Annotated in this window: 12 protein-coding genes; 3 read left to right on the forward strand and 9 right to left on the reverse strand. The window is 48.0% G+C overall.

Annotated features, from left to right (window positions below):
- Window positions 1-201: 201 nt before the first annotated feature.
- The 8 genes from GWK75_01605 to dprA all read right to left on the reverse strand — a co-directional run bounded on the left by GWK75_01605 (window position 202) and on the right by dprA (window position 10,841).
- Window positions 202-3,024, reverse strand: coding sequence for a type IV secretion system DNA-binding domain-containing protein (locus tag GWK75_01605; GenBank protein QHU91150.1), 2,823 nt, complete (start codon window positions 3,022-3,024; stop codon window positions 202-204).
- 125 nt (window positions 3,025-3,149) lie between these two features.
- Window positions 3,150-4,208 (reverse strand): hypothetical protein, encoded by a 1,059-nt coding sequence (locus tag GWK75_01610; protein ID QHU91151.1) that lies wholly within the window; start codon window positions 4,206-4,208, stop codon window positions 3,150-3,152.
- Window positions 4,209-4,646: 438 nt separating this feature from the next.
- The gene (topA, locus tag GWK75_01615) at window positions 4,647-6,989 is read right to left on the reverse strand and encodes a type I DNA topoisomerase (GenBank protein ID QHU91152.1); all 2,343 of its coding nucleotides are present in this window, start codon (window positions 6,987-6,989) and stop codon (window positions 4,647-4,649) included.
- Between the two features lie 107 nt (window positions 6,990-7,096).
- Complete coding sequence (locus tag GWK75_01620; protein ID QHU91153.1) at window positions 7,097-7,465, reverse strand: hypothetical protein; 369 nt, start codon at window positions 7,463-7,465, stop codon at window positions 7,097-7,099.
- Window positions 7,466-7,794: 329 nt separating this feature from the next.
- Window positions 7,795-8,439, reverse strand: coding sequence for a hypothetical protein (locus GWK75_01625; protein QHU91154.1), 645 nt, complete (start codon window positions 8,437-8,439; stop codon window positions 7,795-7,797).
- 255 nt (window positions 8,440-8,694) lie between these two features.
- Window positions 8,695-9,123, reverse strand: coding sequence for a hypothetical protein (locus GWK75_01630; protein ID QHU91155.1), 429 nt, complete (start codon window positions 9,121-9,123; stop codon window positions 8,695-8,697).
- 121 nt (window positions 9,124-9,244) lie between these two features.
- On the reverse strand, window positions 9,245-9,820 hold the full coding sequence (locus tag GWK75_01635; GenBank protein ID QHU91156.1) for a hypothetical protein: 576 nt from the start codon (window positions 9,818-9,820) through the stop codon (window positions 9,245-9,247).
- A gap of 157 nt (window positions 9,821-9,977) precedes the next feature.
- Window positions 9,978-10,841 carry a DNA-protecting protein DprA gene (gene dprA, locus GWK75_01640; GenBank protein ID QHU91157.1) on the reverse strand — a complete coding sequence of 288 codons (864 nt, stop codon included), beginning with the start codon at window positions 10,839-10,841 and terminating at the stop codon, window positions 9,978-9,980.
- Window positions 10,842-11,304: 463 nt separating this feature from the next.
- On the opposite strand from dprA, the gene GWK75_01645 reads away from it, so the two are divergent.
- Complete coding sequence (locus GWK75_01645) at window positions 11,305-12,198, forward strand: ZIP family metal transporter (GenBank protein ID QHU91158.1); 894 nt, start codon at window positions 11,305-11,307, stop codon at window positions 12,196-12,198.
- Here the strand turns inward: GWK75_01645 and GWK75_01650 are convergent, their stop codons facing one another.
- Window positions 12,199-12,753 (reverse strand): aminoacyl-tRNA hydrolase, encoded by a 555-nt coding sequence (locus tag GWK75_01650; GenBank protein QHU91159.1) that lies wholly within the window; start codon window positions 12,751-12,753, stop codon window positions 12,199-12,201.
- A gap of 364 nt (window positions 12,754-13,117) precedes the next feature.
- Here GWK75_01650 and GWK75_01655 point away from each other — a divergent pair, with 364 nt between their 5' ends.
- Window positions 13,118-13,672, forward strand: coding sequence for a hypothetical protein (locus GWK75_01655; protein QHU91160.1), 555 nt, complete (start codon window positions 13,118-13,120; stop codon window positions 13,670-13,672).
- Window positions 13,673-14,161: 489 nt separating this feature from the next.
- Complete coding sequence (locus tag GWK75_01660) at window positions 14,162-14,542, forward strand: hypothetical protein (protein ID QHU91161.1); 381 nt, start codon at window positions 14,162-14,164, stop codon at window positions 14,540-14,542.
- Window positions 14,543-14,557: the final 15 nt, after the last annotated feature.

Below are 14,557 nucleotides of genomic sequence, written 5' to 3' on the forward strand. Positions count from 1 at the left end.
AGTGTACCGTTTCGGTATCTCAATATAACACTACAGGTTAAAATAAAGCATTAGCTAAAATGTTTCTATAAAGATTCGGGCGGTAGGCCCGTTTTTTTTAAAACTCCTAGAGTCTTCTATTTGCAGTAAAAACAACAGACTCTTTTAGCTGAATCTACTTTTGATTGTATGTTATTCTCCTGTAATGTTAGCTGCAGTATACTATCTAACGCTCAATATAGTAGGATCATTCTCTGGTTTGCTAGAGGATGGTTTGCTATCATTTACGCTTGATTCGCGTATGATGCGAGGTCGGTTTGGCTCTTGTTGAGTATCGCTACTGCCCGATGGCTTACGCTTGCGGGTTCGTGTACGTTTTTTCTTTGGTTTTTCGGTTACGCTATTGGAATTATTGATCGGTGCGTCAGGCTGGTCGCTAGTTTTTGGCTCTGTACTTGGTTGCTTCTTTTGGTCTCTTGCTTCTTTTAAGGCGACGTTGACTTCATCGGGTGTGATGTTGCTGATGGGCCATGTTTTGCCCTGAGCGAGCATCGCTGCTTCCTTTGCACGACGCTCAGCCTCACGTTGCTCTGGTGATTTTGGCGGTGTGTAGGCGGGGCCAGGACGCTTAACAACGAGATTTTCTGGAGGTAGGATGCGTTTTGAAATATCCTCCTCGATCTCTTGACGGTTGCGGGCGTAGTTTTCTCGCGTATGTTGGATAATCCTACCAGTGTTATCGTCTTGGGCGGGTGGTAGGTTGAGGGTTTTTGCGCTAAATGCTGGAGCTTTTTCGCCGTTGATTACCATATTTATGATGAAATTACGGTTGTGCATCTGCAAGAGGTCGTTTGGCTCGAACTGTGGTTCAAATTGTTTGGCTAGAATTGGGCTGTCGTCGGCTGAGACACGAAAGCTGATCATCGTACCGACGTTACCAAAGACGGCGTCGCGCACAGAATCTTGCATTTGTGAAATGTATTGGTTGGCGACGGTGAGATTGAGTCCATATTTGCGTGCCTCAGATAGAATCGTAGCGAAAGAATCGGTCGCGAAGTTTTGAAACTCGTCCACGTACAGATAAAATGGTCGACGGTCTTTGATGTCTGGTATATCCGAACGGCTCATGGCGGCGAGCTGGATCTTGGTGACCAGGAACGACCCTAGGATTCCAGCATTATCCTCACCGATTAGACCCTTGCTGAGGTTGACGACGAGAATCTTGCCCTCGTCCATAATTTGGCGGATATTGAACGTTGATTTTGGCTGGCCGATGATGTTGCGGATAACTGGATTAGCAGTGAAAGCGCCAACCTTGTTTAGTACTGGGGCAATCGCTTCAGCCTGAAACTTATCAGTCCAGCTGGCAAATTCAACATTCCAAAATTGCAAAACGACAGTATCTGTACAGTAACTGAGGGTTTCTTTGCGGAACTTCTTGTCGGTCAACATGCGAGTAATGTCGAGCATGGTAGTCTCGGGTCGGTCGAGTAAGGCTAGTATCGTGTATCGCAAAATATACTCGAGACGTGGACCCCATGAATCACCGAACATGCGCTTCAACACGCCAATCACTTCAGAGCTAATATTGGTTTTTTGCGACGGGTTGGTGACTTCTAGAGGATTAAATCCAAGTGGATACTGCGTATCGGCAGGGTTAAAATAAACGACATCCTTTAGGCGTGAGCCAGGCACGAATCGCATATTGTTTATCGCAAAGTCGCCGTGAGGGTCGATAATCGCGTAGCCCTGACCGTGAAATATATCAGATAGCGCAAATAACTCTAGAAGTCCTGATTTACCTGCTCCTGTTTGTCCGATGATATAGACGTGGCGTGAACGGTCATAGCGTAACATGCCGAACTGATGGTTGATGCCACGGAAGTTAGTCATGCCAAAGGCGGAAATATTTTCATCATGAGCTGGGTCGCCAGTTAGAATCGGAAGTTTGGCTGGCGGCTCGGCGGTTTTTGTGCTTGCCCAGACGATATTTGGTGTTTCAACGTTGGTGTGCGGTAGGTGGAATACCGAAGCGACTTCCTCGATATTCATGAGATACCCTCTATCGGCAAACAGGCGGGTCTTGTATTTGGCGAGAGATTCTTTGGCGAAGCTGTCATGGGATTGTTTGAAACCGTTGAGGTTTGTCGAGTTAAATTGCTTGAACGTACCTACGATACCTTGCATACGAAGTTTGGCATCGGAGGTATTTTCTCCGAGGTATGCGAGACGGATTTTTACCTGGTAGCCCAGCTTTGTCGCTTTTTTTTCGGCCTCAGCGATACGGGTTTTGTCGCGTTCAGAAATTTCCGCTGCACTACCAGTCCCCTGCTCTGGTGGTGCCCATAGTAATTCAAACAGTCCAGTGACCCATTTCATGCCACCATCACCAAATAGATTAAAGCCACCACTTTTGACGGCTTTTATCCAGGCGTCAGAGGCCTTGTGCCAATCGTCTCTTACAGGTCGAATTAACATCTGAATCCAAATTTCTTCTTCGGTGTCCTCTAGCTTGGCGAGCGTGCCAGTGATACCAGCCAGCGGGTCGACCTCAAAACTCTGAAATGTTTTGATGGGCAAGAACTCTTTGTCGGTCAGAACGATTTCTGAAGTGTAGACGACGCTGTGATGACGTTCGTGCGCCACATAATCTTCATCTGTGGCGTGAATTTGGACCTGAGGGTATTGAGCGTAGATCTGTCCTTCGACAAAGTTTTGAAGCGATTTTGGTGTCCAGACATAAAACTGAATACGTCCACCGACTGAAGCGATTTCAAAACTGAGATGTTCTTGGTATCCGCCGTTAGCTTTTAGTTCTTTGGCGTCGCGCAAGATGCCGTGTAGTGACGCAAACATCTGCTCAGCAGCGAGCTCGGATTTGTCGTTGGTTTTTGGAATCTCTAGCATCAATAAGACGCTGTCGACATTTCTGACTACGTCAACGCGCTGATAGTTTCGCCACGTCATGTAGCCTAAAGTCGCTACAATTGGCAGCCAAACGTACCACTGGAGAATTATATTGATGAAGTCGACGATAATTGACATAATTTATTCTATTACATTATATCATACCTCTGTAAAAAAAGCAAGAGTAAGCATGATTGTTTTGGATAACTAAAGCCCGCCTGGCTTAGTGCGGCGGGCTTAAAATCATTAGTTTAGTCCGGGAGCTAGTTTGTTTCCAGCTCGGCGAGAGTGTACGTCGCTTTGGCGACACGCTTAAACTCTGGTTTACTCTGGAGATTGAGTAAAATTGTCGTTTCTTTGACCTGACGGCTCTTTAGTACACGCTTGACGATTTCATCGCGATGTAGTGGCTCGCCAGCTTTTTTGAGAACCTTTGTGATGATATCAGAAACAGTTCCCTTGCTGTAGCCCCAGCTGTCTAGGGCGTAAATGCCACGACCAATCAGCACGAAGCGCTTATCTTTAATCAGCTCGTTATGAATAGCCTGAGTAGTGACGTCTTTGCGCTTGAAGTCGCTATCTTTGATAAATTTAGCAATCTCAGAAAAGTGCATTGGCTTGCCATTGTCAGCGAGGATGACGTAGATTTTGTCGCGAATATTCTTTGGATTAACGGTCGGCCATTTGACGAGACCCCAGACGTCTTTGAGGCTGGCTAAGCCCTTTGAGAGGCTGGCAAGCGCGCGAACCTGGCTAGGGCTTTCGTAATTGAGCATGCCGTGAAGCGTTTCAATATCAACTGGTTCGCCATGTTTTTTGATAGTTTTGACGATCTCGTCGACTGAGCCACGGATTTTTTTCTCGTCACCATTTTCGGCGATGCCGACACCTTGGTAGTAGTTGTCATTTTCGTTGATAACGACTAGTTTCGGAGATAGCTCACCAACAAATGCGATACGTGCTTTTGTCTCGATGGTAGGCATATTCCCTACCATGCGCGTAGCTACGTCCTGCACACGGCCAACACGACCATTCTCAGATAGATCACGAACAATGAGGCGTTCGATTTCGTGTACGGCTGGAATTTTACCCTCGTCTGCGGCGATTTTCAGACGAATCAAGATGGCTTTTTCGAGCTGGCGAACACGCTCGCGAGTGATACTGAGTAGTTCACCGATTTGCTCTAGCGTTTCGCGTCGCTCAAATAGGCCAAAACGGCGTGTAATAATTTCACGCTCACGCTCCTGATCGATAGCTTTTAGTATCTCTTGCACGGCACTCTTTAGGGTTGCTGCAGTATCGCTTTTTGCAGTATCGCTCATCGGTAGAACTCTCCGCTCCCTTTGCCTCACCTAAGGGAAAATTATATAAAAATTAATATTCAGTCTGGTTACATTATGATACATTTTTTGGAAATGTCAACCCCCAAACTTTGCTACATTTATTGTACCACAATATCGACGCTTATGGTAAATACTTTTTTGAGACTTTTTTTGCTATAGAACCATGGTCAAGCTAGCCATACTTCACCGAGCTGTCAACTTTAACACCTTGAAACCAGAAAAAATTCCACAAATAATGTCGAAAATATTACACCATAAAATCAATGAATTACCTATATTCCACAGGCAATTCATTGATTTAGCATAGACTGTTGGTCATCTTGATGCTTGAGATCGGACGTCTGCGTTAGGCTTAATGCTGCCAAACATAGCCTCATAATCGAGTCTTTCGGGTTGTGCGGTGAGAAGACTTTGGTTTTAGGCTTTTTTGCTACCTCGACGAGGTGCACGACGTGTTTTGCCACGAGCGGATTTGGCCGGGGCTTCGTCTAGTAGCTTCTTGGCCTCCGTCTCAGTGAGTGTAGTGGGGTCGATATCTTTTGGTATTTTGGCGTTCTTTTTGCCGTCGGTGACATATGGGCCAAATCGCCCTCTTAGAACCTTGATTTCACCAAAATCAGCAATATTTTTTTCGGCTTCGGCTTTGAGTTTTTCGGCATAGAGCGTCTTGGCTGTGTCTAGATCGATGTCGTGCGGGTCGTGGTCTTTTATAGATATAAATAGCTTGCCTACCTGGATATATGGGCCAAATCGCCCGATATTCGCCTTGATGTCTTGACCATCGTCGGCTTGCCCGACAAGTCTAGGCAGCTTAAACGCCTCGAGAGCTTGTTCGAGTGTAACAGTTTCGATCTTTGCTCCGCGTGGCATTGGGGCAAACTGTGGTTTTTCAGAGTCGTCGGATGCACCCAGCTGGAGCATTGGGCCGAAACGGCCAAATCGCGCCAGGATAGTTTTTCCAGTCTTTGGGTCGACGCCAATCTCCCGGCTATTGCCGACAGTTGATCGGTCAATCGAGCCAGAGCCTTCGATAAGCTCATGAAACGGCTCATAAAAATCTCTTAGCATAGTGTTGCGCGCTAGCCTGTTCGTAGCGATATCATCAAAATGTGCCTCAACCTTTGAGGTGAAATCATAGTCAACGATTTGATCAAAATGATTCGACAAAAAGTCACTAATCAGCTCTCCAGATGGCGTCGGGACGAGCTTACCACGATTAGAGCCGGTCTTTTCTTGGATAACCTCTCGATCGACCTCTCCGTCAATTAGCTGGAGCACGATAATGTCTCTAGGTGTCCCCTCGGACTCGCCACGTTCTGCATAGCCTCGGGCCTGTACGGTGTTGATGATGGTCGCATAGGTTGACGGGCGCCCGATACCTAGCTCTTCGAGTTTTTTGACCAGCGACCCTTCGGTGTAGCGTGCTGGCGGGCGTGAAAATACCTGTCGTGCTTCAACACTATATTGCTGAAGTGTATCGCCGGATGAAACTGCTGGTAATAGTGTGTCGTCTTTGCTGCCATAGACTCGCAAAAAGCCGTCAAACACGACAACTTGTCCCTTTGCCTCAAAAACGAGTTTTTTGTTTTTTTCGCTTGATTGCTCGGTCTTACTGATGGTGATCGTAACTGTCGTATTCTCAAGCTTGGCTGGCGCCATCTGGCTTGCTAAGGTTCGGCGACGGATCAGGTCATAGAGTTTTTGGTCGTATTCATTACCGCTGACAGATTCACGGGTTATGTCGGTTGGGCGAATTGCCTCATGGGCCTCTTGGGCGCTTGCTGATTTGGTCTTGAACTTACGTACATGACTATACTCGATACCGTAGAGGCATTTGACTAGATCGGCTGTCGAGGCAATCGCCTGGCTAGATAGTGTTACGCTGTCGGTACGCATGTAGGTGATGCGCCCCTCTTGGTAGAGTTTCTGAGCGCTTGTCATCGTAGCCTTGCTACTCATGCCAAGCTTGGAGTTTGCCTCTTGTTGCAAAGTACTGGTAGTGAAAGGCGCAGATGGGTTGCGGGTTGATGGACTCTTGGTGATATCGCTCACGGTATATGTCGCACCGACGAGTCCCTCCAGGAACTCAGTTGCTTCTTTTTCGGTGTCAAATCGTTGTTTTAGCTCGGCGTTGAACTCTTGTCCGTCGTGAATAAATATAGCGGTAACCTTGAATTGCGCGCTAGAGTTAAAAGCCTCGATCTCACGCTCTCGTTCCACCAGTAGTCGCACCGCTGGACTCTGGACTCGTCCAGCCGATTTTCCGCCTGGGACTTTTCGCCACACAACAGGACTAAGCTCAAATCCAACCACACGGTCTAGGATTTGTCTGGCCTGCTGGGCTTCAACAAGTTTCATGTCGACAGTGCGCGGATGTTTGATAGCTTCTTCGATCGCTGGTTTTGTGATTTCGTGAAAAACAATTCGCTTAGTCGTGGCTGGATCTAGCTTGAGAACCTCACAAAGATGCCAGGCGATTGCCTCTCCTTCTCGGTCTTCATCGGTAGCCAGCCAGACGTTAGCGGGGCCGACTGCTTTGACTTGTTTTTTGAGCTCGCTGATAACTTTTTTCTTTTCTGGATCGATTTCATAGGTAGTGGCAAATCCGTTTTTGACATCGATCGGTGGTGTGCCATCCTTGGTTTTTTTGGGAATTGACCGAATATGACCGACGCTTGACAATACATGAAAGTCATTGCCCAGATATTTTTCAATGGTTTTTGCTTTGGCTGGTGACTCGACTATGACGAGATTTTTCATAACCTCATATTATACCAAATTGTCTCGCTACCACAATCACCGAAAGCACTTTTTCGGTAATTCTGGTAGCGAGGACAGAGAGATGAGTCTGCCCTCGGGGGGTGAGATCAGGCTTCTTGCTGCCTAATCTCCTCTTCTATCTTTTTCCAGAGCCAGTTGGCTCTTTCGGTTGACTGCCTCGCGTCCTCTTGGGCCTGCCTGAGACGCAACGTCGCCTCAGCTCCGCGCAGGGCTGCTTCTTTGTGTAGGGTCCTGAGGACCTCTACCCTTGTTTCCTTGGCGATGTCGCCCTGGAGGGCAACGTCGGCAGGGTCAACACCCGCCTGCTCGGCTCGGATGATCACTATCCGTGCCGCTACTTCTTCGGCGTCGTATGTGTCTGCGAACCTGACTCCCGTCGAGTAGCCACCACAACTCGTGGTGACGTGCTCCACTCCCGGGACTTCTTCGATGAGAGTATAGCTATTCTTGCTCACCCTCTCTCTTGCGGATACGTAGACGCTGTCTGCGTATTTGTTTATGACCATGCGGTTCTTGCGGTCCTTGGTCATTTTTCTCGTACCTCTCTGTCCAAATTGTCAACGTCCGGACCATCCGGACGGACTAGACTTTCGCATCTGAACGAAAAGTCTAGAGCATACTATATCAAATAATTTATAAAAAGTCAAGTACTTTGTATATTAATTTTATCATTTATAGCAAATATATTGCTACAAAACTATCTCGCTACCACAATCACCGAAGGTATTTTTTCGGTAGTTCTGGTAGCGAGGACAGAGAGATGAGTCTGCCCTCGGGGAAATGGCTAGTCTATTGTGATCAGAGCACTATAGGTTGTGGCTCTGATACTTTTCTTCCTCTTCTTAACACTTCTCCGTTTTTCTTTTAGAATCCTCTCTGTTCGGTCAATTTCTTCCAACCCTTCTCTCAGCTCGTCCTTTATGCTTCGGAGCTTCCTTATTTCCTCCTCTGCCTTCTTCAGCTCTGCCTCAAGGGCGTGAATTTCTATGTCGAGCTGATACTCCTCACACCCGATTTCGTAGAGTTCATTCTGGGCGTCCTCTCTTATTTCTCTTAGCAAAGACCCCCTATGCCTTATGTCGGCCAGGGCTTCTTCGCACTTGTACCGAATTTCGGCACCGATAGCGTTCGCCAGGACCAAGGAGTCTTCTATTCCTTCGACGTATACTCTAGCGATACCGTGTTTTTCGGCGCATGTTGCAATGGCCTCGGCTATGGCCTCCATAACATGGTGGTCGGCGGCCTCAATCGTCAGGTCGTATTCTGTGCTTCCCGCATGGGCTGAGACTACATGTTGTTCCTTTCGGATACTTTCAAGAGACTCCTCGTCTGCAATCCGCACACTACTGTGCACGGTCGCGTTAGATTCATCTATTATCTCGATGTTCGTCAGCCGCATTTCCTTTGCCTGCTTCGTGAGCTGGGGCATTTGATCCTCTCTGTCCAAATTGTCAACGCTCAGACTCTCTGAGCGGACTAGACTTTCGCATCTGAACGAAAAGTCTGCAATATATTATACAAAATAAAATATAAAACGTCAAATAGTTATTGCAAACTATGCTTTAGTAACTTATATATAATCTCTAAATGTCAAACTATCTCGCTACCACAATCACCGAAAAAATAACTTCGGTAATTCTGGTAGCGAGGACAGAGAGATGAGTCTGCCCTCGGGGGGGTGAGATCAGGCTTCTTGCTGCCCGATCTCTTGTCCTTTTAAGTATAGCTTAATCCGCCTCTTGTTGAGACGGCTTGCCCTACTCCTGCATCTTTCGGACTTTTTTAGAGCTTTTTTGATCGCTGTATCTAGCTCTTTGAGTTTCACGGCTACGACCAATTGGCGTATGTCCACGGGATGGTCGCCCGTTATGTCTAGACGGTCTGGCCTCCTAGACTTTGCTATGATCGTGACAACCCTGGCTGTTGTCTCCAGGGTGTCGAAAGCCTCTCCGACCAAGATTGTCACCGAGTATCGTCCGGTGACTGCCATGGTGTTATATACGCCAGGACATTTTCTTATTTTGTCGAGGTGCTCCTCCTTAAGCCTTGTCGTTGAGTTTATGGTGACCATGTCACCCGTTATCTTTATGTCCACACGATACTTCTTGCTCATAGAGCCTGGGTCCTCTCTGTCCAAATTGTCAACGCTCAGACTTTCTGAGCGGACAGACCAATCGTATCTGAACGATAAGTCCTCCGTATACTATATAAGTAATTTATAAAAAGTCAAGGATTTAGCGCGCTGGGACTTCGTCGAAGTCGCCTTTGAGATAACGTCGAGTTGAGATAGCGCCAAAAACCATACCAGCGGCAAATGCGGCATAGCCGAGGCCACGAGCGAGGCGATATTTTGGCGAGCCTGGCTCTAGTTCGTCGGCTAGCATGAATGCACCCAGAGAAATCGTGTCAGCTGCCATACCATATTTGCCTGATTTTGGTGGACGGATAGAGCGTTGCTTTTTATCGGTGAGGCCATTATAGATTGTCGCGGTGGCGTTCGTGATGTGCTTGATGGCCATAGCGGTTAGTATAGGCTTCGGAACTATGTCGTGCTTGGCTGTGCCGAGCGCAATTGCCAGCATACCAAGCTTGTCGGCGGTGACATCAGCCAGTGCTCCAGCGTCGGTTGACATTTCGAACTTGCGGGCGACCATACCGTCGACAACGTCACCTATTCGACCGATAATTACTTCGGCTTTCCCGGTTTTGGTGTCTAGGTGCTGACTACCGTGTAGTACCATCGCAAATGATGCGGCGGTAATTGCAGTTGGTGGTTTGAGTAGGTCTTTTGCGCGGAGATTTCGTGTCATATTTATAAATAATACCATAAAAACAGGAGTATTTTTTGTAATCCATAGAGGTAGATATATTGACAAAAATTAAAGTATATAGCTTAAGCTTATATGGATAGAGTTAAAAAATAGTTATACCTCGTTTGCCTCAGGTTAGAGGTTGAGTGTATGGGGTTTATGACAACGTCCAGTGATTGTTGCCGAGGGGGCGGATTGTGCCGGCAAGCTCGAGCATTGTAAGGGCGGTATTTAGTGAGGTTTGGTCGATACCGGTGAGGCGCTGAATTTCGTCGGCATCTTGGACGCCTGATGCAAGGTGCTTGATGACGGCGGTTTCATATTCATTTGATCCAAGTGGTAGGGTTTTCTGTTTGCGAGGTCTTTTAGGTAGAAGTCTTTCGAGAATGTCCTCGGCGGAGGTAACGGGGATAGCGCCTTGTTTCAGCAGGAGGTTGCAGCCTTCGCTTGATGGGCTGGTGATATTACCTGGTACGACAAACACGTCCTTGCCTTGATCTAGGGCATGCATGGCGGTATTGAGCGTACCAGAACGAGCGCTTGCCTCGGTTATGAGGATGGCGTCGGAGATGCCAGCGACGATTCGATTACGCTCGAGGAAACTCCACCGTCCGACCGTATAGGATTCGTCGGCATCGTGTTCACTAATAATTGCACCACCATTTTCAATGATGCGTACACCAAGCTCACGATTGGTAGCGGGCTGGATGGTGGGAAGCGGATTGGCAAGTACGGCAATTGTCGTCCCGCCTGCGTCAAGTGCGATGCTGTGAGCTAGCGCATCGATACCGAGGGCGAGTCCACTTACGATGACGACTCCCTGTTTTGCCAGCTCGTAGGTCAAGCGATTAGTCACCTCTTGACCGTATCTGGTTGGCTTGCGCGTTCCGACGACTGCGATAGTTGGTAGGCGCTGGTCGGGCAGTTTTCCCATGTAATATAAGCTTTTTGGAGGCTTGGCAATAGAGCTTATTATCTGGAGGTAGGAATTCTTATCTGGAGATATATTATTGATTTTCATACAAATAAGTGGTTAAAAGTATTGACTTTATATAAAAGGTATGATAATATGGTTCATGATTGATGAGCTGAAACAGCTCAATCAAGCACCTTATACCCCCTATTCTAGGGTGTTTACCACTAGGTAAATACCCACTATGTTAGGTAGCGCACAAAGGCGTGTTGTAGTATTCTACCCTCCACTATAGCACCACTAGAAAAGCCTTGGTGCGTTTACTAACCCCTTTGTCCAGCGGATCGCACGTAGTATGTGAGGTGGATCACGTTTACCCGATAGGGTGGGACGAAGGGCAAACTAGTGCCAGGTGATGCCCACCCTTACCTGGCACTAGTTTGGAAAGCGACCTCGAGAGTATCGGGGTCGTTTTTGTTTTTAGAGTTCTTTTTTGCTCGAGGCTGTTGCAATGGGGCGTTAAATTGCAACAGATTTGCAATGATAAAAATAACGCCATACGATAAGTAATATGGAATACTTACAGTTACTTTTTTGGGCAACGGTTGGCAGTGTTGTATCGCTTGCTGGCGGTATGCTGCTACTCACTTCAGTTAAAAAACGTGAACAAATCATTCGTTTTGCGCTACCCTTTGGGGCTGGCGCCTTGCTAGCGGCTGCGCTACTTGGCGCGTTGCCAGAGGCGCTTCACGGCAAAGACGAGCCACTACCAGTGCTTTGCTGGGCGCTTGGAGGCTTTTTGGCATTTTTTGTCCTAGAGCGCCTTCTCGGGTGGTTTCATCACCATCATCACGATGATATCGAGGGTGAAGATCGGATAAAGGGCCAAACTCATGCTAATCTCGTGGTAATCGGTGATACGCTACATAATGCGATCGACGGTGTAGCAATCGGGGCGGCTTTTTTGGTGAATCCTAGTGTCGGTGTCGCGACTGCCCTGGCGGTTGCTGCACATGAGGTGCCCCAGGAGATTGGTGATTTTGGTATTTTACTCGGTAAGGGTATGCGTCCGAAGCGAGTCGTACTTGTAAATCTATTAAGCGCATTGGCAACTATTGTTACCGCGCTATTCACCTACTGGCTCGGATCGGCGGTATCGCTGGATATGTCGCCGCTACTAGCGTTGGCTGCTGGGTTCTTTATCTACGTTGCTGCAAGCGATATCATCCCTGATATTCACGAGCGACCGCGTCGTGAGGGCAACTTACAGGCGCTTATGCTTCTAGCCGGTGTGGTCGTAATTGCTGGTGTGAGTGGCTTGATTCCACACAATCACTCTCATGGCACAACTGACACTCATCACCATCATCACGAACACAAAGAATCTACACATAGCGACACCGAAACTCATCATGACCATGAGGATGAACATAAGCATGGTCACGATTACGACCATAGCGAGTAGTTATTTGTAGGTTGTCGCTTGGAATGAGCCATCAACGAAATGATCGATAATTTCCCTGATCTGAGCTTGTAGATCCTCGATCGTACTGCGCTCCTCCGAGTTGAGCGTGTCGAGGACAAAATTCGCTTTGTCGGTTGACCGTTGCTGGTCGGTCCAGGTGCCGACGCGGAGACGAGCTGTTTTGACACCTAGATGAGCGTTGAGTGATTTGATGCCGTTGTTGCCGCCATCACTGCCCCCTATACGGGTGCGTAATGTCCCGATTGGTAGATTGAGGTCGTCGTGAATTACGAGAAAGTCGACCGAGGCGAGCTTATAAAAGTCTAGGATGGCACGCGCCGATTGCCCGACTAGGTTGTAGTAGGTCGTTGGTTTTACGAGCAATATTTTTTCGCCATCAATTGTTGCTTGGGCGATATCGGCGTGGAATTTTTCGCATCGTTTGAATGATACACCCAGCTGGCTTGCTAGTGTATTGAGTACCATAAAGCCGATGTTGTGGCGAGTCTCAGCGTATCGCTTCTCAGGGTTGCCGATACCAAAAATAACCTTCATACAACCAGTATAGATCATTTACAAATATTCGGTAAGTGGTATAATATCGCTGTTAGGCGCCGACTATTGGTCGACGTTTTAGGTAAAAAAGAGGTGTTTTAGACGAATAACCCAGGCCCTCTTTGTACATTTTCAATCCAACATCGAAGGTGGTGCTTCTTGTATGACGATCCCCAGCGATCTCCTCGATAGATTCGATAGAGAGATTCGGTACAGACGACCCAACAAGGGACTGTTAGCGGGATTCTTGCGGTGGTCCATGCCCAAGGACCCAGGGGCGCTGTATGTGCCTCCAAGGGTAGCGCATATAATAGTCACGGCCAGAGGCAGCGTGTGGCGCTTTTTGCCGATAGCAGCGCTATTAATGGCGTTTACGGTGGGTCTGACCGTGCTGCTATTGCAGGTGCCATTTTTGAGGCCGTCCGCTGTTGGCTTGCTAACTCAGCTGTTTGGGTTGTTTTTACCGCAAGGTTGGGCTACGGGTCTAGCCTGGGGGGTTGGTATTTGTGTCGTCATCGGACTCGGTCCGCTTGTCGAGCGTAGCGATTTCCAGCGTATGCTGGATAATCAGCCCGCTAGCAAGAGTGGCGTCTACAATGCCTGGCTCAGGCTTGCCCTGTGGGAGGAGGTAGCATTTCGTGCCGGGTGCGAGAAGTGGACCTGGCTGGAGCGAGTTCGTGCCAGTATGGTGTTTGGAGCGATCCATATAATTAATATATGGTATTCGTTTGCGGCGGGAGTGGCACTGTCGCTGACGGGGTTTGGATTCCTGCTGGTATATCTGTGGGATTACCGTAGGACACGCAACCAGGTGTCGGCCACCGCTTATAGCGGGACGGTGCATGCTTTGTATAATACCTTGGCGTTGTATCTTATTATCGTGTTGGTTGTGGTGTCTATACTGTCACGGTTCGTGTAGACGCCTTAGCCCTGGTTGGTCTCATCGACTGACCAGGGCTATTTAAATGTTAGTTTTGCTAGCCAAGATACTAAATTGACCTTAATGCTATAAAGTGATATATTTACGACGACCCATACTTCAACTAGAGTAGAGAGGAATCGCTGTGGGTACTGTCAGTCCTGATTCTCGACCGTCTGTCTTGGAGAGGATGAGAGCTTATGCATTCAATAAGTTCATATCTTCCATGCAGGAAGGCGACCAGGTGCGAGGCAATTTCTGGTATCTGGTCATGAAATTGCTCGGATAATAGGCTGCTCGCTGAAAATAGCTCGCCAAATATAGGCTTTGAGCTCGTTCGGCGGGCTATTTTCATATGCCGTGAAAAAAATCTAAGCAACAAGGGCTATTGTGTACTTATTGACAAGATAAAGATTTGTTGATATAATTAAGAGTAGATACCCCCTGAACCAAGGGGTATGCCCTTTTGTAGATCGGAGACATGGAGACATGATGAAAAAAGAAGATTCGGACGTTCTTCCAGGATTTAAGGAAGGGAGATTTGCCCGGTGGTTGCGTCATACGGCGCATCCAGTCATCGCTGGGACACTGCTTAGAGCATTCTTGTCTCTTGCGGTTTCGTCTGCACTGATGTGGTTGGGCCTTTGCACTGCCTCAGCAGGAACGTCAGTAGGCAGCTTCCCTGTCATAATGGCAGGGGCCGTAATGATGCTAGGGTCGGCGATTGGGCTATTTTTGCAGATCGCATCAGTCGCGGCAGTTGTTCGCCGCGAAGATGCAGAGTTGGCCGCCTTGGTGGTGTCCGCCGTCTGCAGTCAGGTCTCCGTCCTCGACCCCTCGTCGACGGACGAGGTTGACACGGAGGGATAAAGCAAAGGGGCACCC

The organism is Candidatus Saccharibacteria bacterium oral taxon 955, assembly GCA_010202265.1.
Lineage (GTDB): Bacteria > Patescibacteriota > Saccharimonadia > Saccharimonadales > Saccharimonadaceae > Saccharimonas.